Source organism: Streptomyces sp. NPDC086766, from assembly GCF_044746005.1.
Taxonomy (GTDB): Bacteria; Actinomycetota; Actinomycetes; order Streptomycetales; family Streptomycetaceae; genus Streptomyces.
Genome location: NZ_JBIVBI010000011.1, coordinates 162,202 through 187,333 on the forward strand (window position 1 = coordinate 162,202; position 25,132 = coordinate 187,333).

At 72.4% G+C, this 25,132-nt stretch carries 26 protein-coding genes and 1 tRNA gene; 9 read left to right on the plus strand and 18 right to left on the minus strand.

Features of this window, described 5'->3' with window-relative positions; genetic code table 11:
* Positions 1-50 precede the first annotated feature (50 nt).
* Entirely contained in the window at positions 51-1,079 is a 1,029-nt protein-coding gene (locus ACIPM1_RS21235; protein WP_356186282.1) for a methyltransferase, read from the plus strand.
* 100 nt (positions 1,080-1,179) lie between these two features.
* Here the strand turns inward: ACIPM1_RS21235 and ACIPM1_RS21240 are convergent, their stop codons facing one another.
* From ACIPM1_RS21240 to ACIPM1_RS21270, 7 genes are all read right to left on the minus strand, one after another.
* Positions 1,180-1,503, minus strand: coding sequence for a TcmI family type II polyketide cyclase (locus ACIPM1_RS21240; protein ID WP_402436950.1), 324 nt, complete (start codon positions 1,501-1,503; stop codon positions 1,180-1,182).
* A 21-nt stretch (positions 1,504-1,524) separates the two neighbouring features.
* Positions 1,525-2,007, minus strand: coding sequence for an SRPBCC family protein (locus ACIPM1_RS21245; protein WP_402436952.1), 483 nt, complete (start codon positions 2,005-2,007; stop codon positions 1,525-1,527).
* A gap of 1 nt (position 2,008) precedes the next feature.
* Positions 2,009-2,266 (minus strand): acyl carrier protein, encoded by a 258-nt coding sequence (locus ACIPM1_RS21250; protein ID WP_356186291.1) that lies wholly within the window; start codon positions 2,264-2,266, stop codon positions 2,009-2,011.
* A gap of 92 nt (positions 2,267-2,358) precedes the next feature.
* Entirely contained in the window at positions 2,359-3,600 is a 1,242-nt protein-coding gene (locus ACIPM1_RS21255) for a beta-ketoacyl synthase N-terminal-like domain-containing protein (RefSeq protein ID WP_402436954.1), read from the minus strand.
* Positions 3,601-3,612: 12 nt separating this feature from the next.
* Positions 3,613-4,866 carry a beta-ketoacyl-[acyl-carrier-protein] synthase family protein gene (locus tag ACIPM1_RS21260; protein WP_356186297.1) on the minus strand — a complete coding sequence of 418 codons (1,254 nt, stop codon included), beginning with the start codon at positions 4,864-4,866 and terminating at the stop codon, positions 3,613-3,615.
* Complete coding sequence (locus ACIPM1_RS21265; RefSeq protein WP_392194198.1) at positions 4,863-5,309, minus strand: cupin domain-containing protein; 447 nt, start codon at positions 5,307-5,309, stop codon at positions 4,863-4,865. Before ACIPM1_RS21265 ends, ACIPM1_RS21260 begins: the two co-directional genes overlap by 4 nt.
* A 49-nt stretch (positions 5,310-5,358) precedes the next feature.
* On the minus strand, positions 5,359-6,480 hold the full coding sequence (locus ACIPM1_RS21270; RefSeq protein WP_356186302.1) for a SchA/CurD-like domain-containing protein: 1,122 nt from the start codon (positions 6,478-6,480) through the stop codon (positions 5,359-5,361).
* Between the two features lie 230 nt (positions 6,481-6,710).
* On the opposite strand from ACIPM1_RS21270, the gene ACIPM1_RS21275 reads away from it, so the two are divergent.
* Positions 6,711-8,552, plus strand: a complete 1,842-nt coding sequence (locus tag ACIPM1_RS21275) for an FAD-dependent oxidoreductase (protein WP_402436957.1) — start codon at positions 6,711-6,713, stop codon at positions 8,550-8,552.
* 68 nt (positions 8,553-8,620) lie between these two features.
* Here the strand turns inward: ACIPM1_RS21275 and ACIPM1_RS21280 are convergent.
* Positions 8,621-8,694 (minus strand) — tRNA-Thr (locus ACIPM1_RS21280).
* Between the two features lie 232 nt (positions 8,695-8,926).
* Between ACIPM1_RS21280 and ACIPM1_RS21285 the strand changes: the two genes are divergently transcribed.
* The 3 genes from ACIPM1_RS21285 (at position 8,927) to ACIPM1_RS21295 (ending at position 11,775) form a co-directional block, all read left to right on the plus strand.
* Positions 8,927-10,063 (plus strand): sn-glycerol-3-phosphate ABC transporter ATP-binding protein UgpC, encoded by a 1,137-nt coding sequence (locus tag ACIPM1_RS21285; RefSeq protein ID WP_356186307.1) that lies wholly within the window; start codon positions 8,927-8,929, stop codon positions 10,061-10,063.
* A 252-nt stretch (positions 10,064-10,315) separates the two neighbouring features.
* Positions 10,316-10,786: a hypothetical protein gene (locus ACIPM1_RS21290; protein ID WP_402436959.1), complete on the plus strand. Its 471-nt coding sequence runs from the start codon at positions 10,316-10,318 to the stop codon at positions 10,784-10,786.
* A 257-nt stretch (positions 10,787-11,043) separates the two neighbouring features.
* On the plus strand, positions 11,044-11,775 hold the full coding sequence (locus ACIPM1_RS21295; protein ID WP_402436961.1) for an NDP-sugar synthase: 732 nt from the start codon (positions 11,044-11,046) through the stop codon (positions 11,773-11,775).
* A 133-nt stretch (positions 11,776-11,908) separates the two neighbouring features.
* Here the strand turns inward: ACIPM1_RS21295 and ACIPM1_RS21300 are convergent, their stop codons facing one another.
* From ACIPM1_RS21300 to ACIPM1_RS21330, 7 genes are all read right to left on the minus strand, one after another.
* Complete coding sequence (locus ACIPM1_RS21300; protein ID WP_402436963.1) at positions 11,909-13,705, minus strand: DoxX family membrane protein; 1,797 nt, start codon at positions 13,703-13,705, stop codon at positions 11,909-11,911.
* A gap of 141 nt (positions 13,706-13,846) precedes the next feature.
* Complete coding sequence (rlmB, locus tag ACIPM1_RS21305; protein ID WP_402436965.1) at positions 13,847-14,788, minus strand: 23S rRNA (guanosine(2251)-2'-O)-methyltransferase RlmB; 942 nt, start codon at positions 14,786-14,788, stop codon at positions 13,847-13,849.
* A gap of 97 nt (positions 14,789-14,885) precedes the next feature.
* Positions 14,886-16,286: a cysteine--tRNA ligase gene (gene cysS, locus ACIPM1_RS21310; RefSeq protein WP_402436967.1), complete on the minus strand. Its 1,401-nt coding sequence runs from the start codon at positions 16,284-16,286 to the stop codon at positions 14,886-14,888.
* 122 nt (positions 16,287-16,408) lie between these two features.
* On the minus strand, positions 16,409-16,813 hold the full coding sequence (locus ACIPM1_RS21315) for a PPOX class F420-dependent oxidoreductase (RefSeq protein WP_356186321.1): 405 nt from the start codon (positions 16,811-16,813) through the stop codon (positions 16,409-16,411).
* Between the two features lie 57 nt (positions 16,814-16,870).
* On the minus strand, positions 16,871-17,383 hold the full coding sequence (gene ispF, locus ACIPM1_RS21320; RefSeq protein WP_402436969.1) for a 2-C-methyl-D-erythritol 2,4-cyclodiphosphate synthase: 513 nt from the start codon (positions 17,381-17,383) through the stop codon (positions 16,871-16,873).
* Complete coding sequence (gene ispD / locus ACIPM1_RS21325) at positions 17,373-18,137, minus strand: 2-C-methyl-D-erythritol 4-phosphate cytidylyltransferase (RefSeq protein WP_402436971.1); 765 nt, start codon at positions 18,135-18,137, stop codon at positions 17,373-17,375. Before ispD ends, ispF begins: the two co-directional genes overlap by 11 nt.
* 332 nt (positions 18,138-18,469) lie before the next feature.
* Positions 18,470-18,952 carry a CarD family transcriptional regulator gene (locus tag ACIPM1_RS21330; protein WP_003953493.1) on the minus strand — a complete coding sequence of 161 codons (483 nt, stop codon included), beginning with the start codon at positions 18,950-18,952 and terminating at the stop codon, positions 18,470-18,472.
* 665 nt (positions 18,953-19,617) lie between these two features.
* Between ACIPM1_RS21330 and ACIPM1_RS21335 the strand changes: the two genes are divergently transcribed.
* On the plus strand, positions 19,618-20,310 hold the full coding sequence (locus ACIPM1_RS21335) for a DUF461 domain-containing protein (protein ID WP_402436973.1): 693 nt from the start codon (positions 19,618-19,620) through the stop codon (positions 20,308-20,310).
* Positions 20,311-20,397: 87 nt separating this feature from the next.
* On the opposite strand, the gene ACIPM1_RS21340 is transcribed toward ACIPM1_RS21335, so the two are convergent.
* Both ACIPM1_RS21340 and ACIPM1_RS21345 read right to left on the minus strand, forming a co-directional pair.
* Positions 20,398-21,078: a response regulator transcription factor gene (locus ACIPM1_RS21340; protein ID WP_010358452.1), complete on the minus strand. Its 681-nt coding sequence runs from the start codon at positions 21,076-21,078 to the stop codon at positions 20,398-20,400.
* Positions 21,075-22,328 carry a sensor histidine kinase gene (locus tag ACIPM1_RS21345; protein ID WP_402436975.1) on the minus strand — a complete coding sequence of 418 codons (1,254 nt, stop codon included), beginning with the start codon at positions 22,326-22,328 and terminating at the stop codon, positions 21,075-21,077. The genes ACIPM1_RS21340 and ACIPM1_RS21345 overlap by 4 nt, the downstream gene beginning before the upstream one ends.
* Before the next feature lie 222 nt (positions 22,329-22,550).
* On the opposite strand from ACIPM1_RS21345, the gene phoU reads away from it, so the two are divergent.
* Together phoU and ACIPM1_RS21355 are read left to right on the plus strand one after the other, a co-directional pair.
* Positions 22,551-23,243, plus strand: coding sequence for a phosphate signaling complex protein PhoU (gene phoU / locus ACIPM1_RS21350; protein WP_402436977.1), 693 nt, complete (start codon positions 22,551-22,553; stop codon positions 23,241-23,243).
* A 403-nt stretch (positions 23,244-23,646) separates the two neighbouring features.
* On the plus strand, positions 23,647-23,802 hold the full coding sequence (locus tag ACIPM1_RS21355; RefSeq protein WP_402436979.1) for a hypothetical protein: 156 nt from the start codon (positions 23,647-23,649) through the stop codon (positions 23,800-23,802).
* A gap of 119 nt (positions 23,803-23,921) precedes the next feature.
* Here ACIPM1_RS21355 and ACIPM1_RS21360 read toward each other — a convergent pair whose 3' ends face one another.
* Positions 23,922-24,278: a carboxymuconolactone decarboxylase gene (locus tag ACIPM1_RS21360; protein ID WP_356186335.1), complete on the minus strand. Its 357-nt coding sequence runs from the start codon at positions 24,276-24,278 to the stop codon at positions 23,922-23,924.
* Positions 24,279-24,542: 264 nt separating this feature from the next.
* Between ACIPM1_RS21360 and ACIPM1_RS21365 the strand changes: the two genes are divergently transcribed.
* A complete protein-coding gene (locus tag ACIPM1_RS21365; protein ID WP_402437128.1) occupies positions 24,543-25,049 on the plus strand; it encodes a GNAT family N-acetyltransferase in 507 nt (168 codons plus the stop codon).
* Positions 25,050-25,132: the final 83 nt, after the last annotated feature.

Here is a 25,132-nt window from a genome sequence, read left to right on the forward strand (position 1 = left end):
CCCCTCGCCCGTTCCCGGCATCAGCGTTTCAGAAGGAAGGAAGGCGGCACATGACGACCACACCCCCTGCCCCTCCGCCGTCCATGCGGCTCAGGGAGCTCGCGTTCGGGGCGGCGTGTGCCGCCGCCCTCCGCGCGGCGGCCCGGCTCGGGGTCGCCGACGCACTCGGCGACCGCCCCATGGCCGTCACGGACCTCGCGGCCGCGGTGAAGACCGAGCCCAAGCCGCTGCGGCGGCTGCTGCGCGCCCTGGCCTGCTACGGCGTCTTCGCCGAACGGCAGGACGGCGCCTTCGAGCACACCGACATGTCCCGGCTGCTGCGCGAGGACGACCCGCACAGCCTGCGCTACATCACGCTCTGGTGCACCGAGGCGTGGACCTGGGACGCCTGGCCCAAGCTGGACGAGGCGGTGCGCACCGGCCGCAACGTCGTGGAGGACCTCTACGGCAAGGAGTTCTTCGTCTACCTCAACGAGGACGCCCCCGAGTCGGCCGACGTCTTCAACCGGGCGATGACGACCTCCAGCAGGCAGTCCGCGCAGGAGGTCGCCGACCTGCTGGACCTGTCCGGGGCCTCCTCGGTGGCCGACATCGGCGGCGGCCAGGGGCACGTGGTGGCGAGCCTGCTGGAGAAGTACCCGGCCATGCACGGTACCCTGCTCGACCTGCCGCGCGTGGTGGAGAACGCCGACCCCCGGCTGCGCCCGGGCGGCTCCCTCGCCGACCGGGTGCGCATCGTGGCCGGCGACTGCCGCGAGGCCATCCCGGTCACGGCCGACGTCTACATCATCAAGAACATCCTGGAGTGGGACGACGAGAGCACCGCCCGGTGCCTGCGCAACGTCATCGAGGCGGGCGGCCCCAAGGCGCGTGTCGTGGTCATCGAGAACCTCGTCGACGACACCCCCTCCATGCGGTTCAGCACCGCCATGGACCTGCTGCTGCTGATGAACGTCGGCGGGGCCAAGCACACGACCGAGAGCATGGTCGGCCGGCTCGAGGCCGCGGGCCTGGTCATCGACGACATCAGCCCCGTCAACCCCTACCTGCACGCGTTCGACTGCACCGTGCCCGGGTGACCGGCGGCACGGAGCACGCACACCGGTCGCCGGGCCCGCGACGCTGCGGGCCCGGCGACCGGTGTGTCCGTCTGTCCGGCAGACGGTCGGGGCGGACGGCTCAGTCGCGCTCCCAGACGTAGAAGCGGCGGGCCATCGCGTCCTTCGGCGACCGCCACGTCTGAGGGTCGTACGCGCTGACGTACGCCGACAGCCGCTCGCTGATGCCCCGGAACTCGGGGTGCCCGGCGACCTTGGCGATCGCGGGAGCGGGGTCCCGGTCGGCCTCGACGAGGTGCATGTACACATCGCCGAACTGGAAGAGGCTGCGCCGGGTGACGCCGACGAGGTGCGGCAGCTCCCCCCGGTCGGACTCCTCGAAGATCCGGGCGATGTCCGGGGCCGAGCCGGGGGCCATCCGGGCGACGATCAGTCCTTGGTGCATGGGCCTTGTCCTCCGTCCGGCTCAGTCGGTGCTCAGGGCCGGCTCGCCCCGCTGCCCCGCGGCGGCCTTCTCGATCCTGTCGCGGATCAGGGCCATCTGGATCTTGGAGTTCCGGTTGATGTTGTCGGTCATCCAGTCGTCGTCGACCGGAGCGTCCGGCTTCATCGCGAAGTCCTGCGTCCACACCATGCGGGTGCCGGCCGGGACCTCCTCGTACCGCCAGTGGATGTCCATGTGGTCGAAGGGGCCGGTCTCGACGCGGCGGGCGCGGACGGTGAGCGTCTCACGGTCGGGCTCGCGCTCGGACACCCAGCTCCAGACGGTGCCGTTCTCGTCGGGGTGCATGGTCAGCCGGAAGGTGCACTTGTTCCCCTCCCGGGACAGGATCTCGGCGGAGGCGTACTCGCTGAACAGCTGCGGCCACCTCTCCACGTCGTTGGTCATGTCCCAGACCAGGTCCACCGGCGCGGCGATGGTGATCTCGTTCTGCGTGTGTCCGGCCATGTCAGGCTCCTGCCAGGAAGGTGCTGTTGACGAGGGCGAGGAACTCCCGCGGGGTCCGGCAGCGCTCCGCGTCGGGGGGCATCGGCGTGCCGTGCGTGTTCTCCAGCTCGCCGACGATGCCGAGCAGGCCGAGCGAGTCGATGCCGAGCTCCTCGAAGCCGGCGTCGGCGCGGCCCTGGAGTTCCTGCGGGCCGACCGTGATGCCGGCGGCCTTCTTCATGAGTGCGGACAGTTCTTCCACGGTGATGCGGTCGCTCATGCGGATCCTCTCCTTGTCGCTCCCGGCCGCCTCGCCGGGAGGCGCCGGTTTCTCGGACTCGTTCGCCTGTCGGGCGCCACGGCCCCTCCGGCTCAGCCGGCGCCGTGCCGCAGCACCAGCGCCGAGTTCGACCCCATGAGGCCCCGGCTGAGGACCAGCGCGGTGCGCACCTCGGCGGGGCGGGCCCGGACGGTCACCAGATCGAGGTCGTGGCAGACGTCGTGGACATTGGGGGTGGGCGGGATCAGTCCGTGCTCCATCGCCAGCACGGCCGCCGCCGCGTCCAGCACGGGCGCGGCGCAGTAGCCCCGGCCGGTGCCGGTCTTCGGCGCCGTCACCGGCACGCGCCGGCCGTGGGCACCGAGGGCGTCGGCGATCGCGAGCGCCTCGGCACGGTCCGCCTCCGGGACCCCCAGGGCGTCCGCGAAGACGACGTCCACCTCCTCCGGAGCGCAGCCGGCCTCGGCCAGCGCACCCCGGACGGCCTCGGCGAGTCCCTGCCGGGACAGGTCCCAGCGGGAGGCGCCCGTGAAGGTCGCCGCGTGACCGGCGACGAAGGCGCGTACGGGCATGCCCCGCTCCCGGGCCACGCCCGCCTCCTCCACGACGAGCATCGCGCCGCCCTCGGCGGGCACGAACCCCGAGGCCGCTTCGGTGAACGGCCGGTAGGCGCGCTCCGGTTCCTCCACCCGGCTCAGCTCCGGGTAACCGAGCTGGCAGACCATCGAGTACGGCGCGAGCGGCGCCTCGGTGGAACCCGCCACGATCACGTCGGTGCCGCGCCGCACGGCCCGCGCCGCGTGGGCGAGGGCGTCCAGCCCACCGGCCTCGTCGGCGGCGACCACCGAGCACGGGCCCTTGAACCCGCGGCGGATGGAGATCTGGCCGGTGCTGGCCGCGTAGAACCAGGCGATGGACTGCCACGGCCCGACGAAGCGGCTGCCCCGGCCCCACAGCTTCTGCAGCTCCCGCTGCCCGAACTCGCCTCCTCCGGAGCCGGCCGCGGTGACCACGCCCGCGGAGAACGGGGACTCCCCGGTGTCGGCCCGGCTGAGCCGGGCGTCCTCCAGGGCCAGGTCGGCCGCGGCCATCGCGAAGTGCGTGAAGCGGTCGGTCTGGACGAGGTAGCGCTCCTCGACGGCCCCGGCCGGCTCGAAGGTGCGGACCTCGCCCGCCACTTTCAGCGGAAGGTGCGCGCAGCCCTCCCGGGTGACGCGGTCGAGGACGCTCAGGCCCTCCTGGGTGGACTTCCAGAAGGTCTCGGTGCTCGTTCCGTTGGGCGCGACGACACCGATTCCGGTGACGGCCGCGCGCCGTTGATGCGGTGCACTCATCGTGTCCTCTCCCTACGGCCGGGTCAGGATCACCGCGGACTGGAAGCCGCCGAAGCCGCTGCCCACGGAGAGCACGCTGGACAGCTTCCGTTCACGGGCCACCCGCGGGACGTAGTCCAGGTCGCACTCGGGGTCGGGGGTCTGGTAGTTCGCGGTCGGCGGGACCGCCTGGTGGGCCAGGGCCAGCACGCAGGCCACCACCTCGATCGCCCCGATCGCCCCGAGGGAGTGCCCCACCATCGACTTGATGGAGCTCATGGGGGTGTCGTAGGCGTGGTGGCCCAGCGCCCGCTTCACCGCGGCCGTCTCGTGACGGTCGTTCTGCCGGGTGCCGGAGCCGTGCGCGTTGACGTAGTCGATGGCGGAGCCGTCCAGCCGGGCGTGGTCGAGCGCGGTCTCGATGGCCCGCGCCATCTCCAGGCCCTCACTGGTCAGGCCGGTCATGTGGTAGGCGTTGCCGAAGGTGGCGTAGCCGCTGAGCTCGCAGTACACGTGCGCACCGCGGGCCCGGGCGTGCTCCAGCTCCTCGAGGACGAGCACCGCGCCGCCCTCGCCCATGACGAACCCGTCACGGTCGTTGTCGAAGGGGCGGGAGGCGTGGGCGGGATCGTCGTTGTTGGGGGAGGTGGCCTTGATCGCGTCGAAGCACGCCATGGTGATCGGGGAGATCGGCGAGTCGGAGGCCCCGGCCAGGCAGACGTCCGCCCGGCCCTCCTCAACGGTGTGCAGGGCGTACCCGACCGCGTCGAGCCCGGAGGTGCAGCCCGTCGAGACGGTCTGCACGGGACCGCGCGCCCCGAACCGCTCGGCCACCGTCGAGGCCAGGGTGCTGGGCGAGAACGCCCGGTGCAGATACGGCCGCGCCTCGCGGTGGTCCACGTCCCACCGCTCACCGCCGTGGCTGACCAGGACGTAGTCGTTCTCCAGCCGGGTGGTGCCGCCGACCGCCGTGCCCAGGGACACCGCGACCCGCCAGGGGTTCTCCGCGGCGAGGTCGAGCCCCGAGTCGCGCACCGCCTCCGCCCCGGCGGCCAGCGCGAACTGGATGTAGCGGTCGCAGCGCGCGACCTGCTCCTCGTCCAGTCCGCAGGCCACCGGGTCGAAGTCGCACTCCGCGGCGATCCGGGAACGCAGGCCCGCCGGGTCGAAGAAGGTGATGCCCCGCGTCGCGGTCCGACCGTCCGACAGCAGTCCCCAGAAAGCCGGGGCACCGATGCCGCCCGGTGCCACCACACCTATCCCGGTGACCGCGACACGCCTGGTCATGACCGGACCTCTGCCGCGCCGGCCTCCCCCTCCACGGCGGCCGCGGCCGGAACGGTCTCGGTGCCCTCCGTGTCGACGTGGCCGAGCTGCGGACGCGGGGCCAGCGGCCCGAGGTGGAAGACGATCCGGGCCTCCACGTCGCCGACGTTGCGGAAGCGGTGCCGCATGTAGGCGGGGATCATCAGCCCCTGCTCCGGCTTGAGCGGGTGCGGATCGCCGTCCAGGTCGACCTCCAGGTCGCCGCAGACGACGTACACGAACTCCTCGGAGTACGGGTGGTAGTGCTCGCCGATGCGGTCGCCGGGCTGGACGATGGCCACACCCATGAAACCGCTGGTGGAGCCGACCGTCGCCGGAGTGAGCATGGCGCGCAGATCGCCTCCGCGCTTGGTGTTGGGCTCGGCTTCGTCGAGGTTCACGATCCTGGGCCGTGGTTTGATCACGTCGTTCCTCCGATGGTGTGGTGCGGTCGGCAGGCTCGGGGGCCGCCCGTCAGGACTCCGGTGCGGACCTGCGGTCGGTGATGAGGTCCATCCGGGCGAGGCTGAGCAGGTCCGCGACGTCGCCGCCCCGCGCCGCGCCGTCGGCGAGGGTCGTCAGCTCGGCCGCCTGCGCGGGGTCCAGCCCCAGGGCGACGGCGGGGTCGGCGTCGAAGCCCTCCCGCACGTCGACCAGGCGCACCACCACGTCGTCGCGCTCGTAGACCGTGCTGCGCAGGACCGGCCCGTGCGGGTCCTCGGCGGCGCGGTCGTCGTGCTGGGAGAGCAGCTCGGCCAGCCGCATGCCGAGCCCCGGCCGCGCCTGGTAGTACAGGGCGTGCCGCTCGACCTCGGGCGCGTCGTCCGCGGTGACGTGGTGCACCGCCGGCAGCGCCGCCCGGGTGAAGAACACCCGCGCGGACTCCTGGTCGTTGAGGTCGCGGTGCTCCTCCAGGAAGGGGTTGATGGCCTCCTCCACGGCACGCACCTCGGGCTGCCGGGCGACGTGGCGCAGCGCGGCCAGCAGGTCGCCGCGCACCTCGATGGCCCGTACGACCCGGTTGCCGCGCATGAACAGCGAGGTGCGGCACAGCCGGGTGGTGTCGTCGACCCGCGCCTCGGGCGAGGCGTAGTCCGACAGGATCTTCGCGACCCGCTGCTCGCTGCCCGGCTTCACCGTGAAGGTGAGCGCGTGCCGGATCACGCCGTCACCGATGCGCGGGGAGGTCTGCAGCCGCCGCTCGGTCCCCGCCGCCTCGCCGCCGGTCTCCCGGACGACGTGGAAGCGCAGCGAGCGGGTGTCGCGGATGCAGCTGTGCATCGGCTGCACCATCTGCACGTGCTCCTCGCTGTTCACCCAGGCGAGGAACGGCGGGGCGCTCTCCCACTCGCTGGTGATCAGCCACTGGGAGGGGTTCTCGATCGACTGGCACAGCTGGTCGCTGACATGGCCCGGAACGGACGAGACCTGCTTGCCCATCTGCTCGTAGGCCTCCAGGAACTGCTGCTGAGCGCCGTCGTAGACGTCGACCAGCAGCACGACCCGGAGCCGGGATCCGTCGAAGACCGACTGGGAGACCCGCTTGGCGGCCTGTCGCAGCGGCGGTTCTGAGGCTCGTTCAGACGTAGTGGTCATCCTGCGCACGTCTCCTTCGGGGGCAGCGGGGTCAGAGGGACGTCGGCCGTGTGTGACGCGACGTCAGCGATATCCCGATCCTGTGCCCGTCGCGATCGGGGCGCGACTCGTATGAACCACGTGGGTGATCACACGGGTGATTGGGCGCGCATACGCACGCGGACCGGCTCCCCACAGGGCATGGAACCAGCGATGCGCCCCGCTCCCGCACCCCTGCTCTGGAGACATCGATGCACCAAGAAGCCGACCACCGGGTTCCCGTCCTCATCGTGGGCGGCTCCCTGGTGGGCCTGTCCACGTCGCTGTTCCTGGGCCGCCTCGGCGTGCCGCACCTGCTGGTCGAGCGCCACTCGGGGACCTCCATCCACCCGCGCGGCCGCGGCAACAACGTGCGGACGATGGAGCTGTTCCGGGTGGCCGGCATCGAGCCGGACGTCAAGACGGCGGCGTCGCTGCTCGCCGACAACCACGGCATCCTGCAGACCCCCACCCTGGTCGGCGACGCCGGTGAATGGCTCTTCAAGCACATCGACCCCGGTGGCGGGATGGCGCGGTTCAGTCCCACCGGCTGGTGCCTGTGCAGCCAGAACGACCTGGAGCCCGTCCTGCTCGAAGGCGCCCGCGCCCTCGGCGGCGATCTGCGCTACTCCCACGAGATGGAGTCCTTCGAGCAGGACCGCGACGGGGTGACCGCCGCCGTCCGGGACCGGGCGACCGACGAGCGCTACACGGTCCGCGCCGACTACCTCGTCGCGGCGGACGGGCCGCGCAGCCCGGTCCGGAACCGGCTCGGCATCGGCCAGACCGGGCCCGGCGAACTCTTCGCCAACGTCAGCCTCACCTTCCGCTCCAAGCTGCTCGCCGACGTGGTCGGCGACCGCCGCTTCATCTGCTGCTACCTCACCCACCCCGAGGCCGACGGCGCCCTGCTGCCCGTCGACAACAAGGAGCACTGGGTCTTCCACGCGCCCTGGCACCCCGAACGCGGCGAGGAACTGGAGGAGTTCACCGAGGAGCGGTGCGCCCGGCACATCCGCCGCGCCGTCGGCGTGCCCGACCTCGACGTGGAGATCACCGGCAAGGCGTCCTGGCGCGCGGCCGAGCGGGTCGCCGACCGGTACGCGGCCGGCCGGGTGTTCCTGGCCGGCGACTCCGCCCACGAGATGTCCCCTACCGGGGCGTTCGGCTCCAACACCGGCATCCAGGACGCGCACAACCTGGCCTGGAAGCTGGCCGCCGTGATGCAGGGCTGGGCCGGCCCCGGCCTGCTGGAGACCTACGACACCGAGCGCCGCCCGGTCGCCCGGGCCACCAGCGCCCGCGCCTCGGCCCGCTCCGTGGAGCACAGCCACCCCGGCTTCGCCCCCGCCCCCGGCGTCGGCGGCGGCCCGCGCGGCGGCATCCTCAACGTCGTCCTCGGCTACCGCTACCCGCAGGGCGCCGTCGTGGGCGCCGATCCGGCGCAGGAGGCCGTACCGGAGAACCTGCGGCTGACCGGGGAGCCCGGCAGCCGGGCCCCTCACCTGTGGCTGCGCCGCTTCGGGCAGCGGGTCTCCACGCTCGACCTGTACGAGCGCTCCATGGTGCTGCTCAGCGACGCCCAGGGCACGGGCGGCTGGCACGAGGCGGCCGGGCGCATCGCCGCGGAGGACGGCGTGGCGCTGCAGAGCTACCGGATCGGCACGGGCGCCGACGCCGACCTGACGTACGACCCGACGGCACCGGGCGGGGGCACGGGACGGCCGGGCGGCGCACCGGTGCCCGAGGCCGGGTCCGGAGGCAGGCCGGGCGGCGCCGGTCGGCCGGGGGCCGGCGACGGCGCGGGCGGGCCCGGCGGGGCCCCCGGGTCCACGGGCGGGCCCGGCGGCGACGGCGGCGCGGGGCGGCCGGGGCCCGGCGGCGACGCGGGCGGGGACCAGGCGCCCGACTGGGCGCGGGTCCACGGCACGACGGCCGACGGGGCGGTCCTGGTGCGGCCCGACGGCTTCGTGGCCTGGCGGGCGCCGGGCGCGACCCCGGACCCGGAGGCGACCCTGCGCTCGGTCCTGCGGGCGGTGCTCAGGACCGGCTGACCCGCGGGAAAGCGACACACACGGCCAAGGCCACCCGCACCGGACGGTGCGGGTGGCCTTGGCATGGGAGCCCCCTGTCGGATTCGAACCGACGACCTACGCATTACAAGTGCGTTGCTCTGGCCGGCTGAGCTAAGGAGGCAGTGCACGGACGTGCCCGTGCAGTGTACCCAGGTCCCCGGAGCGTGCCGTCGAGAATTTCGACGAAGGTCACAGGCCCCGGAGTGCTGACAGAGGAGGTGGAGGCCAGGTAGCGTCCTGTGCCAGTTCACCCTTGTGGACTACACCACAACGGCACCGTCCGTAGTGGACCACCACCTTCCTACAACGGATCGTCCGGCACGTTCCTGCCGGTAGAAGGGGGCCCATTCACCATGGCCACTGTCCAGTTCGACAAGGCGACCCGGATCTACCCGGGTTCCGAGAAGCCCGCCGTCGACGCGCTCAACATCGACATCGAGGACGGCGAGTTCCTCGTCCTGGTCGGTCCGTCCGGCTGCGGCAAGTCCACCTCGCTCCGGATGCTCGCGGGGCTCGAGGACGTCAACTCCGGAGCCATCCGGATCGGTGACCGCGACGTCACCCACCTGCCGCCGAAGGACCGGGACATCGCCATGGTGTTCCAGAACTACGCGCTGTACCCGCACATGACGGTCGCCGACAACATGGGCTTCGCGCTCAAGATCGCCGGCGTCAACAAGACGGAGATCCGGCAGAAGGTCGAGGAGGCCGCGAAGATCCTCGACCTCACCGAGTACCTGGACCGCAAGCCGAAGGCGCTCTCCGGCGGTCAGCGCCAGCGTGTGGCCATGGGCCGCGCCATCGTGCGCGAGCCGCAGGTGTTCCTCATGGACGAGCCGCTGTCCAACCTCGACGCCAAGCTCCGCGTCTCCACCCGTACGCAGATCGCGTCGCTGCAGCGCCGGCTCGGCATCACCACCGTCTACGTCACCCACGACCAGGTCGAGGCCATGACGATGGGCGACCGGGTGGCCGTGCTCAAGGACGGTCTGCTCCAGCAGGTCGACACCCCGCGCAACATGTACGACCGGCCCGCCAACCTCTTCGTCGCCGGCTTCATCGGCTCGCCGGCCATGAACCTGGTCGAGGTCCCGATCACCGACGGCGGCGTGAAGTTCGGCAACAGCGTCGTCCCGGTCAACCGCGAGGCCCTCAAGGCCGCCGCCGACAAGGGCGACCGCACGGTGACGGTCGGTGTCCGCCCCGAGCACTTCGACGTGGTCGAGCTGGGCGGCGCCGCGGCCTCGTCGCTGTCGAAGGACACCGAGGACGCCCCGGCCGGTCTCGCCGTCTCGGTGAACGTGGTCGAGGAGCTCGGCGCCGACGGCTACGTCTACGGCACCGCCGAGGTCGGCGGCGAGCGGAAGGACCTGGTGGTCCGCGTCAACGGCCGCCAGGTGCCGGAGAAGGGCGCGCAGCTGCACGTCGTGCCGCGGCCGGGCGAGACCCACGTGTTCTCGACCTCCACGGGCGAGCGCCTCTCCGACTGACACGGGTGACTGCCGCTCCCGGGTGACACCTTCGGGTTGAAACCCCCGACAACCCGGGGCAATTCACCCAGGTTGACGAAAAGGGCCCCGCGAACTGCCGCGGGGCCCTTCTCCATGCCCTCCAGATACCCCGGCGCACCGGACGTTTCGAGCAGTGTGCGTCAACACGTCACTCCGGGACGGAGGGCTCGCCATCCCCCGAAGAGGTGACCGAATGTCGCCAAATCATTACCGGGCGCTACCCTCACTCGCGTGAAGCACTCCACCACCCCACAGACGCGACGCGGCCGGGGCCCCGCCCGCCGGATCGGCCGCTCCCTCGCCCTCGTCCTGCCCGTCGTCCTGGTGCTCTCCGGGACCCTCGCGGTCACCCGAGTCAACTGGTCGGGGGCCTCCTCGAACTCGGTGCTCACCGCGTCCGACACCGCCGTGACCGGCACCGTGACCGGTGTCTCCCCCCGCACCCGCGCCCGCGCCCCGCAGGACGTGCTGCGCGACCGGCTGATGACGGAGCTGCAGGAGAAGGACCCGGGCGTCGTGCTCACCCACCTCCAGGAGGCCGTCAACGGCCGCCCGTCGCTGGCCCGGCACTGCTCCTCCATCGCCCGCGCCCTCGGCCGCGCCGCGGTCCGCATCTACGGGCCCACCCAAGCGCAGTCGTACGCGCGCCCGGTGTGCGACACGTCCTTCGCCTCCGGCGTGCTGAACGCCGCGCGCGACTGACCGGCACGCACCACTGACCGGCACGCACCGCTGACCGGCACGCACCGCTGACCGGCACGCGCGCCTGAACACCGCGCACCACCGAACACCGGACACGGCCGCCCGGCACGCGCATCCGCACGCCGGGCACGGCCGACCGCCGCCCTTCGCCCGCCTCACCCCCGGCCGGGGAGCCCCGGCAGGGGGTGAGGGCGGTCGCCGAGTGCGGAACGGCCGTGGACGAAGGCGGCGTGCGGGGCGCCACGTACAGTTCGGTCATGACCCATCCGAACGCGGCGTCCCGCCCCACTCAAGCCGTCATCCTGGCCGGCGGCCAGGGTTCCCGGCTGCGCCCCTACACCGACGACCGGCCCAAGCCGATGGTCGAGATCCCCGGCACGGGCACTCCGATCATCGGCCACCAGATCGCCTGGCTCGCCGAGGAGGGCGTGACGGACGTGGTGGTCTCCTGCGGCCACCTCGCCGAGGTCCTGCAGACCTGGCTGAAGGGGGCGGATCTTCCCGTCAAGGTCACCACCGTCGTGGAGACGGAGCCCCTCGGCCGCGGCGGCGGCCTGAAGTTCGCCGCCGCCCATCTCCCGCACCCCGAGCGGCCCTGGTACGCCACCAACGGCGACATCTGGACCCGCTTCTCGCTGCGCGACATGGCGGACTTCCACACCGAGCGCGACGCGGTCGCGACCCTCGCGCTGGCCCGCCCGCGCCTTCCCTGGGGTGCCGTGAAGACGGACGGCTTCGGCCACATCACGGACTTCATCGAGGCACCGCCGTCCACCGTCGAGATCAACGCGGGCGTCTACGTCTTCTCCCCCGAGTTCGCCGGCCTGCTCCCGGAGCGCGGTGACCACGAACGGACGACGTTCCCCCGGCTGGCCCGCGAACGCCGGCTGGCGGGCTTCCCCCTCCCCCAGGGTGCCTACTGGCGCGCCATCGACACCGCGAAGGACCTCACCGAGGCCGCGAAGGAACTCGCCGCCCTGAACCGCTGACCTGCCCTCATCCCGCGGGCTCCGGGGCTCGGGTCTCGGGCGAGGCCACGGCCGGGGCTTCGGCGTCGCCGCGCACGCCGACGGGGTCCCGCGCGTCGTGCGTGCGGGACCCCGTCGGCGTGCTGCGGAGGGACTAGCCGAGAAGGCCGCCCACCAGGCCCGGCTGACCGGAGGAGGCGCCCGAGGACCCCTCGCCGCCGCCGGAGCCCGTGCCGCCGGTCGCGGTGCCGCCGGAGGTCGGGCCCGAGCTGGTGCTGGGGGCCTGCTGGACCGGGGAGGAGTGACGCGGCGGGGTCTGGCCGGTGCCCTGGGTCTCGCTGGGCGAACCGCCGGTGGCGGTACCCGTCTCGCGGGCCGCGCCCGGCGTGGTGGCCGGGCCGCCGGACGGGCTGGCCGAGGAGCTGTCCCGGGTCGGCGAGGTGGAGGCCGACGGCGCCTTCCTCTGCCGCTGCCCGGGCTCCTGCGGGAGCGGCGAGCCGGGCAGCTCGTTGCGCGGGGCCTCGCCGGGGCCGGGCACGACCACCCGGCCGGCGTCACGGACCGCGCCGCCGAGCAGCGACCCGACGAGCAGCGTGAGCCCGGCGACGAGGAGGGTGAGCAGGGCGCCCCGGCGCAGCACGAACTGGCGCAGCTCCCAGATGTCGGAGCGCGGACCGAGCCGCCGCCAGGCGGAGGCGGCGAGGCGGCCGTCGACCGAGTAGACGGGGGCGCCGGCGATGATCAGCGGCGACCAGGCTGCGAGGTAGATGATGTCGGGCGCGTCGTAGGCGGGGACCGTCTTCCAGCTGACGGTGACGATGAGCGCGGCCGAGAGCAGCGCACCGCCGACCGCGGCGACCCGCTGCCAGCAGCCCAGCACCGTCAGGACGCCGATGACGACCTGCAGGAAGGCGATGACGAGCCCGGAGCCGACCGGGTGGTGGAGCGCGAACTGGCGCAGCGGCTCGGCCACTTCCCACGGGTGCAGGGTGTTGAGCCACTTCACCATCGAGCCGCGCTTGCCCCCGTCGAAGTAGAGCGGGTCGCACAGCTTGCCCATGCCGGCGTAGATGGAGATGAAGCCGAGGAAGATCCTCAGGGGGAGCAGGACCACCCCGAGGTTCATCCGGCGGCCCGGGTAGTAGGCGTGGCGGGCCGGGTCGTCGGCGTGCCGCCGGCCCCGGCCGAACTCGTCCTCGGCCGGCTCGTCGAGGTCCTCGTCCGCGAAGTCGTCCTGGTCGTAACCGGGTTCGGCGTGGCCGGGGCCGGCGTAGGCGTGATCACCGTAGGGTGACCCGCCGTACGGCGTGTCCCCGTAGCCCGAGTCGCCGTACGCCGGATCGCCGTACGCGGGATTGCCGTAGGCGGGATCGCCGTAGGCGGGATCGCCGTAAGCGCTGCCGACGGTGCGCATGTGCGGCAGGAGCCGGGTCCCGCCGGGCTCGGGCGTGCGCTGGGCGCCCACGACGGGGGTCTCGACGGTCTGGTCCGGATCGACGTACCCGTCGGGGCCGTAGCCCTGACGGCCGTAGTCCTCGTCGACGCCGATGCGGGGGATGACCCGGGTCGCCCCGGCGCCGGCGGACGGCTCGTCGGCGTACTGGACGCTCCCGCTCCGCGCGGCCTGCAGCAGCCGGTGGGTGCCGGTGTCGTCGGGTGCGGACCTGCCGCTCCAGACGAGCGGACGGCGGTGGGCGGCGGCCCCGGCCCGGCGGGCCGTGCCGGCCACGGGCGCCCGGAAGGGGTCTGCGGTGGCGCTCGGGTGGCGGGCGAGGCGCGAGGACTGGATACGCCGCGTCGCGGCGCCCAACTGCACGCGGAAACTGGCGTGGTTGACGATGACCTGCGCCGGATCGCTCGGCACCTTCACCATGCTCAGCGCGGGAGCGTCGTCGATTCCCGACGAGCGGTCCCCCGTGGGTGTGCGGGGTGTTCTGGTGTCCACACTCATCTAACCGAGTGATGTGGAGTTAGGACACTGCCTTGACCCCGCCGGAACTGTCCGGACCGCGTCAAGGTTGCACCGCTCGCCCCGATTTACCCGGGTGGGTGACCGGACGGACTCCCGTTCGGTCACCCGGCACCGGCCGGTTCAGGCGCGCCTGCGGGCCGCCTCGTACAGCACGATGCCCGCCGCCACACCGGCGTTGAGCGACTCGGCGCCGCCCGGCATCGGGATCCGCACCCGGACGTCGCAGGTCTCGCCGACGAGGCGGGACAGCCCCTTGCCCTCGCTGCCGACCACGATGGCGACCGGACCGCCCAGGGCCTCCAGGTCGCCCAGCTCGACCTCGCCGTCCGCGGCGAGACCGACCACCGTGATGCCCGCCTTCTTGTACGCCTCCAGCGCGCGCGTCAGGTTGGTGGCGCGGGCGACGGGAGTGCGGGCCGCCGTACCGGCGGAGGTCTTCCAGGCCCCGGCGGTCATGCCGGCCGCGCGCCGCTCCGGCACGACGACGCCGTGGCCGCCGAAGGCGGACACCGAGCGGACGACGGCGCCCAGGTTGCGCGGGTCGGTCACCCCGTCCAGGGCGACGATCAGCGGGTCCGCGCCCTCGTCGTAGGCGGCCTCGGCGAGGTCCTCGGGGTGGGCGTACTCGTACGGCGGGACCTGGAGGACGAGTCCCTGGTGGTTGAGCCCGTTCGTCATCCGGTCGAGCTCCGGGCGCGGGGCCTCCATGAGGTTGATGCCGCCGCGTTCGGCCGCGAGGTGGAGCGCCTCGCGGACCCGCTCGTCGTTGTCGACGAACTGCTGGACGTAGAGCGTCGAGGCGGGCACGCCCTCGCGCAGCGCCTCCACGACCGGGTTGCGGCCGACGACCAGTTCGGAGGTGGAGCGGCCGCCGCCGCGGCGCTGCTGAGGGCGCCCCTGGGTGCGGCGGGTCTTCGCCGCGGCGGCGCGCTGCTTGGCGTGTCCCTTGCGCATCTCGGCGGGGGGCGTGGGGCCCTTGCCCTCCAGACCCCGGCGCCGCTGGCCGCCACTGCCGACCTGCGCGCCCTTCTTGCCGGACATGCGACGGTTGTTCGCGGCCATGACCTACCTGTCTCTGTGTTGCGTTCGAATGCGTACGTCTATGCAGTGTGCCGCCCGGAAGGCCGGGCGGCACAATCGATCACCGCTCGAGGCGGGATCAGCGGGGGCCGAAGCTCCAGCGCGGTCCCTGCGGGCTGTCCTCGATGACCAGCCCGGACTGGTTGAGCTGGTCGCGGATGGCGTCCGCGGTGGCCCAGTCCTTGCGGGCGCGGGCGGCCTCGCGCTGGTCCAGCACCATCCGGACCAGGGTGTCGACCGCCCCGTGCAGGTCCTCGCCGCGGTCGCCCTCGCCGGCCCAGTGCGCATCCAGCGGGTCGAGGCCGAGGACGCCGAGCATGGCGCGCACCTCGGCGAGCCGGGCGACGGCGGCCTCCTTGTCGTCGGCGGCCAGCGCGGAGTTGCCCTGCCGGACCGTGGTGTGCACGACGGCCAGCGCCTGCGGGACGCCCAGGTCGTCGTCCATCGCCTCGGCGAAGGCGAGCGGGACCTCGGCGGCCGGCTCGACCACTCCCCCGGCCTTCTCCACCACGCGCTGCACGAAGCCCTCGATCCGCGCGAACGCCGACTCGGCCTCGCGCAGCGACTCCTCGCTGTACTCGATCATCGAGCGGTAGTGCGGGGTGCCGAGGTAGTAGCGCAGGACGATGGGGCGCCACTGCTTGACCATGTCCGCGACCAGCACGGAGTTGCCGAGCGACTTGGACATCTTGTCGCCGGCCATGGTCACCCAGGCGTTGTGCACCCAGTACCGGGCGAACTCGTCGCCGAAGGCCTTGGCCTGGGCGATCTCGTTCTCGTGGTGCGGGAAGATCAGGTCCAGGCCGCCGCCGTGGATGTCGAAGGCGGAGCCGAGGTACTTGTGCGCCATCGCCGAGCACTCCAGGTGCCAGCCCGGCCGGCCCCGCCCCCACGGCGTGGGCCAGGAGGGCTCGCCCGGCTTGGCGCTCTTCCACATCGCGAAGTCGCGCGAGTCGCGCTTGCCGGTCTCCCCCTTGCCCGAGGGCTGCTGGAGGTTGTCCAGCTCGTGGCGGGACAGCTCGAGGTAGCCCGGGTAGGAGCGCACGTCGAAGTAGACGTTGCCGTCGGCCGCGTAGGCGTGCCCGCGGTCGATGAGCGTCTGCATCATCTCGACCATCTCCGGCACATGGCCGGTGGCGCGGGGCTCGTAGGTGGGCGGCAGGCAGCCCAGCGCGGTGTAGCCGTCGTCGAAGGCGCGCTCGTTCTCGTAGCCGATCGCCCACCACGGACGGTTCTGCTCGTGCGACTTGGCGATGATCTTGTCGTCGATGTCCGTGACGTTGCGGATGAACGTCACGTCGTAGCCGCGGTACGCGAACCAGCGGCGCATGATGTCGAAGTTGAGCCCCGAGCGGATGTGCCCGATGTGCGGTGCCGCCTGCACGGTGGCGCCACAGAGGTAGATCGAGACGCAGCCCGGCCGGAGCGGGGTGAAGTCACGGATCTGCCGGGCGCTGGTGTCGTACAGGCGAATAGTCACCACTCCAGGGTAGTGGGCGCCGGGCAGTGCCCCATGCCCCTTCCCGCGCGTGGCCGCCGTTTCGTGACGTCGCCCGCCTCACAGCGCCGCGGCCGACTCCGGCGGGGCGCTCGCGGCACCCGTCACAGGCTTCCGACGACCTTGCGCGGAGTGATCCGTACGACCACCCGCTCCGCGTCCTGCACCGAGGACGGGTTGAACTCCGCGTACTCCTTGCCGGTGTACTTCAGGGACAGCTCGTCGATGAGCTCCCGGCCGCCCCGCGTGGTCATCTCCACGGACCCGCGGATCTCGGCGTACTCGTAGGGCGAGCGGGGGTCCAGGACGACGACGTCGACCCGGGGGTCGGCGTCCAGGTTCTTCTTCTTGCGGCGGTCGACGGTGGTGGAGAACAGGAGCTGGTCGCCGTCCCGCTTCACCCAGACCGGCGACATCTGCGGGCTGCCGTCGGGCTGGAGCGTGCCCACGACGACGAAGACGGGGCTGTCGAGGAGAGCCTTGAGCCGGTCGGACAGGGCGGCGGACATGGGGGTACCTCCGGAGATCTCGGTCGGCGACGACTCTCCGGGTACCCTCGCACGCTCTCAGCGCACGCGCACCACGAGCGCCGTGGCCACCGCCATCAGCCCCTCCTCGCGGCCCGGGAAGCCGAGCCCGTCCGTCGTCGCGCCGGAGACGGACACCGGCGCGCCGGCCGCCTCGGACAGGAGCTTCTGCGCCTCGTCCCGCCGCTTGCCGATCTTCGGCCGGGGGCCGACGACCTGCACCGCGACGTTCCCGATCCGGAACCCGGCCGCGCGCACGATCCGCGCGGCCTCGGTCAGCAGGGTGATCCCGGACGCGCCCGACCACTCGGGGCGGCCGGTGCCGAAGTGCTGCCCGAGGTCGCCGAGCCCGGCGGCGGAGAACAGCGCGTTGCACGCGGCGTGCGCGACGACGTCCGCGTCGGAGTGCCCGGCAAGACCGGACCCCTCGCCCTCCCACTTCAGGCCCGCGCACCACAGTTCGCGGCCCTCCTCGAAGGCGTGGATGTCGGTGCCGACGCCGACCTGGGGCAGCGGCGCCTCCGCGAAGCCGGCGGGGGTCTCAGAAGCCATCGTTCAGCCTCCTGCGGGCCAGGACCGCTTCCGCGAGGACCATGTCGAGGGGCCGGGTGACCTTGAAGGCCTCCTCGTGGCCGGGCACGGCCACCACCCGCTCGCCGAGCTGCTCGACCATGCTCGCGTCGTCGGTGACGTCGTCGGTGACCGTCTCGTGGGCGCGGACCAGGGTCGCCCGGTCGAAGCCCTGCGGGGTCTGCACGGAGCGCAGCCGCGACCGGTCCGGTGTCGCGACGACCGGCTCGGGCGCGCCGGGCTCCGTCGCGGGCTCGACCTGCTTGACGGTGTCCGCGAGCGGGAGCGCCGGGACGACGGCCCGTGCCCCGTCCCGTACCGCCTCGATGACCGCGTCGACGGTGTCGACGGGCACCAGCGGGCGGGCCGCGTCGTGCACGAGGACGACGTCGTGGCCGGGCGGCAGCGCCTCCAGGCCGAGCCTGACGGACTCCTGGCGCGACTCGCCGCCGGGGACGACGAGGACGTCGGTCCGGTCGGGCAGCGCGTGGGTGTCCAGCAGGGACTTCACCTCGTCGGCGCCGTCGGGCGGGGCGACGACCACGACGAGGGAGACGGCGCGGGAGGCGGCCAGGGCGCGCACCGCGTGGACGAGCATCGGCGTGCCGCCCAGCGTGCGGAGCGCCTTCGGGGCACCCGGACCGAGGCGTACCCCGCGGCCGGCGGCCGGGATCACGGCGGCGACGGGCGTCACCCGCGAGCCGTCCGCCGGCGAAGGGCGCGAATCGTCAGACATCGGTTCCTGTTCAGGTTTGTGTGCTCGGCCTACGTGGGTATGGCCACAGGCAGCACCCCCGGCCGCGGCCGGGGGACGTGCCGGCCGCGACGCCTTGACCGGACCCTTCCGTGACCCCGGTCGAGCCGCTCGTCCGGGCCCGGCACGACAGTAGCGGGGGCTTTCCCCCGTTGTGGGGGACGTGGGCGTCGTCGTAGGACGTCGGCGTCATGTGCGCGGGTACGAACATGCCGCAGCGCCCGGCGACTGGAAACATGTCATCGGGCACCGCGGCATCGCAGTGTGCTGATGTGAGGCGGGTGTCGCGGCCTCGCGTCAGGAAACGCCTCGCGTCAGGACGCGAGAACCTCGTCGAGCAGGGCCTCGGCCTTGTCCTCGTTGGTGTTCTCCGCGAGAGCCAGTTCGCTCACCAGGATCTGGCGGGCCTTGGCGAGCATGCGCTTCTCACCGGCGGAGAGTCCGCGCTCACGCTCGCGACGCCACAGGTCGCGCACGACTTCCGCGACCTTGATGACATCGCCGGAGGCGAGCTTCTCCAGATTTGCCTTGTAGCGACGCGACCAGTTCGTGGGCTCCTCGGCGTACGGAGCGCGCAGCACCTCGAAGACCCGGTCCAGCCCGTCCTGACCGACCACATCACGCACGCCGACGAACTCCGCATTGTCCGCTGGCACACGCACCGTCAGGTCGCCCTGGGCGACCTTCAGCACCAAGTAGGTCTTGTCCACGCCTTTGATCTGGCGAGTTTCGATAGCCTCGATCAGCGCGGCCCCGTGATGGGGATAGACCACGGTGTCGCCAACCTTGAACGTCATGTGACAGGTACCCCTTCCGTGGCTATCCAGGGTAACACGGATACGGCGTCTTCTGAATGGCGTTTTCGCAGGTCAGGGCATATCTCGGGGCTTGACAACAGCGACAGGGACGTGCTTCGGAAGGGTCGGGCGGGCCAAGAGGAAGCAGGTATTCGCAGGTCGGAGGGGTACTTCACGCGGAGTGAAACCCGTACGTTACACACATCCGGCGGCCCGTCCAAACGGCTGAACATCCCGATTTGTCTGCTTCCAGATGCTCGACTTCCGCTACTCCGTTCGGTGAGACGCGTCGTGTCCCGGACGATTCCGGAATTGATCACGACCCCTGTCACAAGCGCCGGCGGAACGGCGGGTGATCAATTACCCGGCCGCCCCGCTTTCCCGCACGGATAATCCCGGCCCGCGGCACGAGGCCATACCACTGGGACTTATGTGAATGGCGGGTCGGCAGCGACCTATGTGACTGGCGGGTCACATGTGAGCCTCGTGACCAGGGGGACAGAGGGTGAGTTCGGGCGGTCTGGGAGCACCCCGGGGGCCATAGGGGCGGGTCGGGTGCGAAGGCCCGGGAACGGCTCGGTAACCTAAGGCCGCTGACAGACACTTAGGGTGGCTTTATAAGGGAGCCGCCCTGCTCCGCCCACGTTCAAGGAGTTGCCGCCGCCGTGAGCAGCAGCCTTCGACGCGGCGCCCTCGCCGCCGCCGCCATCGCGTTCTCGATCGCCTCGCTCGCCGCGTGCGGCGCCGGCAACAACGCCCAGACGCTCCAGGTCAAGCCCGACAACGCGGCCACCAGGGTCGGCGACATCGCCATCCAGAACGCCGTGGTCATCACCCAGCCGGACACCTCGCAGACGAAGGGCCCGGCCGTCGTCTCCGCGACGCTCTTCAACTCCGGCAGCACCGACCAGACGCTGGACGCGGTGCGCGTCGGCGGCAACGGCACCGCCCAGCTCACGCCCGCGAAGGGCAAGGGCAAGCTGGTCGTCCCGGCGGGCGGCTCCGTGGTCATCGGCGGCAAGGGCAACGCCTCGGCCGCGCTGACCGACCCGGGCACCGCCGTCCAGAACGGCAACGCGCAGCAGCTGACCTTCAGCTTCAGCAAGACCGGTGACGTGAGCCTGCGCGCCTTCGTCGTCCCGGCCGTGAGCTACTTCGACAAGTGGGGCCCGAGCAACATCCCGGCGGCGCCGGGTGCCACGGGCTCGCCGTCGGCGTCCGCCTCCGAGTCCGCGTCGAAGTCCGGCAGGCCGTCGAAGCCCTCGAAGTCGTCGGCCGCCTCCCCGGCGGCGTCGGAGTCCGCCGGCACCACCGCGACCCCGAGCGACTCGGCCTCGCAGTCCGCGGCCGGCAACTGAGTCCCGGGACGAACGCCGAAGGGCGGCACCCCCTCCGCGGGGGTGCCGCCCTTCGGCGTTCGTGCGGGTGCGGGTCCCGGGCGCGGTCTACGGCTCGAACTTGTAGCCGAGGCCGCGGACCGTCACCAGGTAGCGCGGGGCGCCCGGGTCCGGCTCGATCTTGGCCCGCAGGCGCTTGACGTGGACGTCCAGGGTCTTGGTGTCGCCCACGTAGTCCGCGCCCCAGACCCGGTCGATGAGCTGCATCCGGGTCAGCACGCGCCCGGCGTTGCGCAGCAGCATCTCCAGCAGGTCGAACTCCTTCAGCGGCAGGTCGACCTTGGAGCCTGAGACGGTGACCACGTGCCGGTCGACGTCCATCCGGACCGGACCGGCCTCCAGCGCGGCCGGGGTGACCTCCTCCGGCTCGCCGCGGCGGCGCAGCACGGCGCGGATCCGGGCGACCAGCTCACGGGAGGAGAAGGGCTTGGTGACGTAGTCGTCGGCTCCTATCTCCAGCCCGACGACCTTGTCGATCTCGCTGTCCTTGGCGGTGACCATGATCACGGGGACGTTGGAGCGGCCGCGCAGCTGGCGGCACACCTCGGTGCCGGGCAGGCCCGGCAGCATCAGGTCGAGGAGGACGAGGTCGGCGCCGTTGCGCTCGAACTCGTCGAGTCCGTCGGGCCCGGTCGCCGCGACGGCGACCTCGAAGCCCTCCTTGCGGAGCATGTACGACAGGGCGTCGGAGAAGGACTCCTCGTCCTCGACGACGAGCACTCGGGTCACGGAAGGACCTCCGGGGCGGGAAGCGATGCGTACGGGGATGACTGGGTGGGCTGCCCGGCCTCGTCGTCGAGGGCGGGGTGCTGCTGTGCACGGTCGCGGGCCGCAGCCGCCTCCGGCAGCCGCAGGGTGAAGGTGGAACCCTGACCCTCGGCGCTCCACACCGTGACCTCCCCGCCGTGCGAGGCGGCCACGTGCTTGACGATCGCCAGTCCCAGACCGGTTCCGCCGGTGGCGCGGGAGCGGGCCGGGTCGACGCGGTAGAAGCGCTCGAAGATGCGCTCCTTGTCCTTGTCCGAGATGCCGATGCCCTGGTCGGTGACGGCGATCTCGATCATGTCCCCGCCGGGCGAGGTCACCGTGCGGGCGGCGATGCCGACACGGGTGCGGGCCGGGGAGTAGTTGACGGCGTTCTCGACGAGGTTGCCGAGCGCGGCGGCGAGCTGGCCGCGGTTGCCCCACACGTGCAGGTCGGCGGTGCCCCCGGCGGCCATCGTGATCTGCTTGGCGCCGGCCTGGTGCCGGCAGCGGTCGACGGCCTCGGCGACCAGTTCGTCCACGCGGACCGGCTCGGCGTCCTCGAGGGGATCGTCGTTCTGCACCCGGGACAGGTCGATGAGCTCCTGCACCAGGTTGGTGAGCCGGGTCGCCTCGATCTGCATGCGCCCGGCGAACCGCTGCACGGCCTCCGGTTCGTCGGAGGCGTCCATGACGGCCTCGGACAGCAGCGAGAGCGCGCCGACGGGGGTCTTGAGCTCATGGCTGACGTTGGCGACGAAGTCGCGGCGCACGGCCTCGATACGGCGGGCCTCGGTGAGGTCCTCCACGAGCAGGAGGACCAGCCGCGAGCCCAGGGGGGCGACTCTGGCGGAGACCGCCAGTGCCTCGCCGCGTCCGGTCCCGCGCCGCGGAAGGTCCAGTTCCACCTGGCGTATCTCGCCGTCCCGCCGGGTGTCCCGCGCCATCTGGATCATGGGCTCGACGGCGAGCTTGCCGCCGCGGACCAGCCCGAGGGCGTACGCGGCGGAGCTGGCCTTCACAACGCCGTCGGCCTCGTCGAGTACGACGGCGGAGGAGCGCAGTACGGACAGCACGGTGTCCACGCCGGGCGGGAGCACGGCGTCGGTGTGCAGGGAAGTACGAGTCGGGCGCTTCTGCTCGCGCTCGCTCCAGCGGAACGCCAGCATGGCGATCACACCGGTGAGCACACCGGCGATCGCCGCCGCTGCGGCGACCGCCGCGTTCACGTCCATGCATCCAGGTTAGGCATGGCGTGGGAGGTGACCACAGCCGTCCGCGTGCGAGCTCGGACACTCGTCGCCCAGAGTTCACCTTGGAGCCAGTATTGGTTCATTTGGGAGGTCGGAAACGGACGCGTACGGGCCGGAACGTGGGAGCGTGGGGTTCGTACCGCTGGTTCGACCAGGGGCTCCGGCCCCGAACCCCGAACGAAGACGCACGAGAGGGAAACCCTGATGCGGGACGCGTACCACGAGGAACTGGACTCGATCGGCGACGGTCTGGTGGAGATGGCCCGGCTGGTCGGGTCGGCGATCGGGCGCGCCACCACGGCCATCCTCGACTCCGACCTCAAGCTGGCCGAGAGCGTGATCGAGGGAGACAAGAAGGTCGACGAGCTCCAGCACGACCTGGAGGCCAAGGCCATAGCCCTGCTGGCGCGCCAGCAGCCGGTCGCCACCGACCTGCGGATCGTCGTCACGTCGCTGCGCATGTCCGCCGACCTGGAGCGCTCGGGCGACCTCGCCCAGCACGTGGCGAAGCTCGCCCGGCTGCGCTTCCCGCAGCGCGCGGTCCCGCAGGACCTGCACGCGACGATCCTGGAGATGGGCCAGCTCGCGCAGCGCCTGATGGCGAAGGCGGCCGAGGTGATCGTGACCAAGGACGTCGACCTCGCGCTCCAGCTGGAGCAGGACGACGACGAGATGGACCTGCTCCACCGCACCCTCTTCCAGCACCTGATCGACGACCGCTGGAAGCACGGCATCGAGACCGCCGTCGACGTCACCCTGCTCGGCCGCTACTACGAGCGTTACGCCGACCACGCGGTCGCGGTGGCCAAGCGCGTGGTGTACCTGGTGACGGGCGAGCACGCGGACGAGATCCAGGCCTCGGACATCCCGCCGGTGGCGGGGGTCGAGGGCACCTGAGGGGCGAGGGGCTCGGGCTTGGTCCGGGGGCTTTGCCGGGCCTGGGCCGGGGGCGTTCCTGGGCCTGGTCCGGCGGCTCGGCGGGCTTTCCCGGGCCTGGGCCGGGGGCTCGGCAGGCTTTCCCGGGCGCCTGGTGCCGGGGGCTCGGCAGGCTTTCCCGGGCGCCTGGTGCCGGGGGCTCGGCAGGCTTTCCGCGGCCCGGTCCAGGGGCTCGGCGGCTTTCCCGGGCCGGGCTCGGCGGCTTTCCCGGGCCGGGCCCGGCGGGACCGCCCGGCGCGGGACTCCTCGGGCCTGAGCAGGCGCGAAGGGGGGCGGCTGGGCTTGCGTGAGCCACTGTGCGCCGTTGATGCGCCCAGTGCGGCGGGCATCCAATGGGCACAGGCACCAGCCTCTAGGAGGACCCATGGCCGATTCCCCCAGCACCACGCCCGACCCCACGCAGGAGCGGGAGACCGAGCAGCCCGCCGAGATCAGGAGCCTCCCGCTCTTCGGCGCCTGCGGCTGCGGCTCGGGCTGCGGCTGCGGCTGCCAGTCGGGCGGCCCCTGCCAGTGCGGCTGACGGCACGACCGACGGCTCGTACGGACGCACGTGACGCACGTGCGTCCGTACGCCGTACGGGGCCCCGGCGCACATGATGCGCCGGGGCCCCGCCGTTCCCACGTGCCAGGACCCGCCGGTCAGCCCTTGCCGCGGCTCTGTGCCTCGGCCTCCGCCATGGCCTGCGCCTCGGCGTCGGCCAGGGCGATGGTGAAGCCGAGGGCCTTGGTGATGTGACCGGCCGCGGCCATCACGCGCGCCGTGCCGATGACGGGGGCGACCGCCACGAGGACGTCCTGCACCTGCTCGACCGTCAGGTTGGCCCGCGCGGCCGGACCGACGTGGGCGAGGTAGGAGACGGCCGGTGCGTCCATCGCCGCGAGGGCGGCGATCCGGGTACAGATGAGCGTGCTCTCGTCCAGGCCGCAGCGTTCGAGCGAGTCGATGGTCATGGCGGCGAGCGTGTCGAGAACAGGGGTGTCCGAACTGGTGGTCATGGTGGAGCCGCCTTCCGGGCGTGCGGAGCCGGCACGCGCGCCCCGCGGAGCGGAGCTCCTCACACGCCGGCGACTGGCATTTCCACCGTAAGCAGCACCCGAGCACCCCGCATGCCGGGCCATCCGGGTGAATCACCCTCCGAAACGGACGGCCGGCCCCCTCAGGTGGATGCCTGTCGGCACGGACCTTTGCGCGCGCTCCCCCACGGCGCTCACCATGGGCGGATGACGAACATCGACGAGACCTCCCCCGGCGGCGCGGGCATGACGGCCCCGGCGGGAGCGCGTGTCGTGGCGATGGGCCCCGAGCACGCCGACGAGGTCCTGGCGATCTACCGGCTCGGCATCGAGGAGGGCGACGCGACCTTCGAGACGGCGCCGCCCACCTGGGAGCAGTTCGACGCCGCCAGGCTGCCCGGCCACCGCTATGTCGCCGTGGCCGGGACGGGCCGTGTCCTGGGCTGGGTCGCCGCGACGCGGGTCTCGGACCGATGCGCGTACGCGGGCGTCGTCGAGCACTCCGTGTACGTCCATCCGGACGCCCGCGGCCGCGGCATCGGCCTGCTCCTGCTGAACGCCCTGATCGACTCGACCGAGACGGCGGGCGTCTGGACCATCCAGTCGGGCGTCTTCCCCGAGAACACCGGCAGCCTCGCCCTGCACGAGAAGGCCGGGTTCCGTGTCATCGGCACGCGTGAACGCATCGGCCGGCACCACGGCGTATGGCGCGACGTCGTCCTGATCGAGCGCCGCAGCCGTACGGTCGTCTGACGCCCACCAGAGGGCCGTCCGGCCCTGCGCCGGGGAACGATGGCCCACCCCCGGCGAGGCGCCGCCGCCCCATCCTGGAACCG

What these genes read in the sequence shown, in the direction of transcription:
- ACIPM1_RS21235 (WP_356186282.1), top strand. Translation starts at nt 51, where the DNA reads ATGACGACCACACCCCCTGCCCCTCCGCCGTCCATGCGGCTCAGGGAG.
- ACIPM1_RS21240 (WP_402436950.1), bottom strand. Translation starts at nt 1,503, where the DNA reads ATGCACCAAGGACTGATCGTCGCCCGGATGGCCCCCGGCTCGGCCCCG.
- ACIPM1_RS21245 (WP_402436952.1), bottom strand. Translation starts at nt 2,007, where the DNA reads ATGGCCGGACACACGCAGAACGAGATCACCATCGCCGCGCCGGTGGAC.
- ACIPM1_RS21250 (WP_356186291.1), bottom strand. Translation starts at nt 2,266, where the DNA reads ATGAGCGACCGCATCACCGTGGAAGAACTGTCCGCACTCATGAAGAAG.
- ACIPM1_RS21255 (WP_402436954.1), bottom strand. Translation starts at nt 3,600, where the DNA reads ATGAGTGCACCGCATCAACGGCGCGCGGCCGTCACCGGAATCGGTGTC.
- ACIPM1_RS21260 (WP_356186297.1), bottom strand. Translation starts at nt 4,866, where the DNA reads ATGACCAGGCGTGTCGCGGTCACCGGGATAGGTGTGGTGGCACCGGGC.
- ACIPM1_RS21270 (WP_356186302.1), bottom strand. Translation starts at nt 6,480, where the DNA reads ATGACCACTACGTCTGAACGAGCCTCAGAACCGCCGCTGCGACAGGCC.
- ACIPM1_RS21275 (WP_402436957.1), top strand. Translation starts at nt 6,711, where the DNA reads ATGCACCAAGAAGCCGACCACCGGGTTCCCGTCCTCATCGTGGGCGGC.
- ACIPM1_RS21285 (WP_356186307.1), top strand. Translation starts at nt 8,927, where the DNA reads ATGGCCACTGTCCAGTTCGACAAGGCGACCCGGATCTACCCGGGTTCC.
- ACIPM1_RS21295 (WP_402436961.1), top strand. Translation starts at nt 11,044, where the DNA reads ATGACCCATCCGAACGCGGCGTCCCGCCCCACTCAAGCCGTCATCCTG.
- ACIPM1_RS21300 (WP_402436963.1), bottom strand. Translation starts at nt 13,705, where the DNA reads ATGAGTGTGGACACCAGAACACCCCGCACACCCACGGGGGACCGCTCG.
- rlmB (WP_402436965.1), bottom strand. Translation starts at nt 14,788, where the DNA reads ATGGCCGCGAACAACCGTCGCATGTCCGGCAAGAAGGGCGCGCAGGTC.
- ACIPM1_RS21315 (WP_356186321.1), bottom strand. Translation starts at nt 16,813, where the DNA reads ATGTCCGCCGCCCTGTCCGACCGGCTCAAGGCTCTCCTCGACAGCCCC.
- ispF (WP_402436969.1), bottom strand. Translation starts at nt 17,383, where the DNA reads ATGGCTTCTGAGACCCCCGCCGGCTTCGCGGAGGCGCCGCTGCCCCAG.
- ispD (WP_402436971.1), bottom strand. Translation starts at nt 18,137, where the DNA reads ATGTCTGACGATTCGCGCCCTTCGCCGGCGGACGGCTCGCGGGTGACG.
- ACIPM1_RS21330 (WP_003953493.1), bottom strand. Translation starts at nt 18,952, where the DNA reads ATGACGTTCAAGGTTGGCGACACCGTGGTCTATCCCCATCACGGGGCC.
- ACIPM1_RS21345 (WP_402436975.1), bottom strand. Translation starts at nt 22,328, where the DNA reads ATGGACGTGAACGCGGCGGTCGCCGCAGCGGCGGCGATCGCCGGTGTG.
- phoU (WP_402436977.1), top strand. Translation starts at nt 22,551, where the DNA reads ATGCGGGACGCGTACCACGAGGAACTGGACTCGATCGGCGACGGTCTG.
- ACIPM1_RS21355 (WP_402436979.1), top strand. Translation starts at nt 23,647, where the DNA reads ATGGCCGATTCCCCCAGCACCACGCCCGACCCCACGCAGGAGCGGGAG.
- ACIPM1_RS21360 (WP_356186335.1), bottom strand. Translation starts at nt 24,278, where the DNA reads ATGACCACCAGTTCGGACACCCCTGTTCTCGACACGCTCGCCGCCATG.
- ACIPM1_RS21365 (WP_402437128.1), top strand. Translation starts at nt 24,543, where the DNA reads ATGACGGCCCCGGCGGGAGCGCGTGTCGTGGCGATGGGCCCCGAGCAC.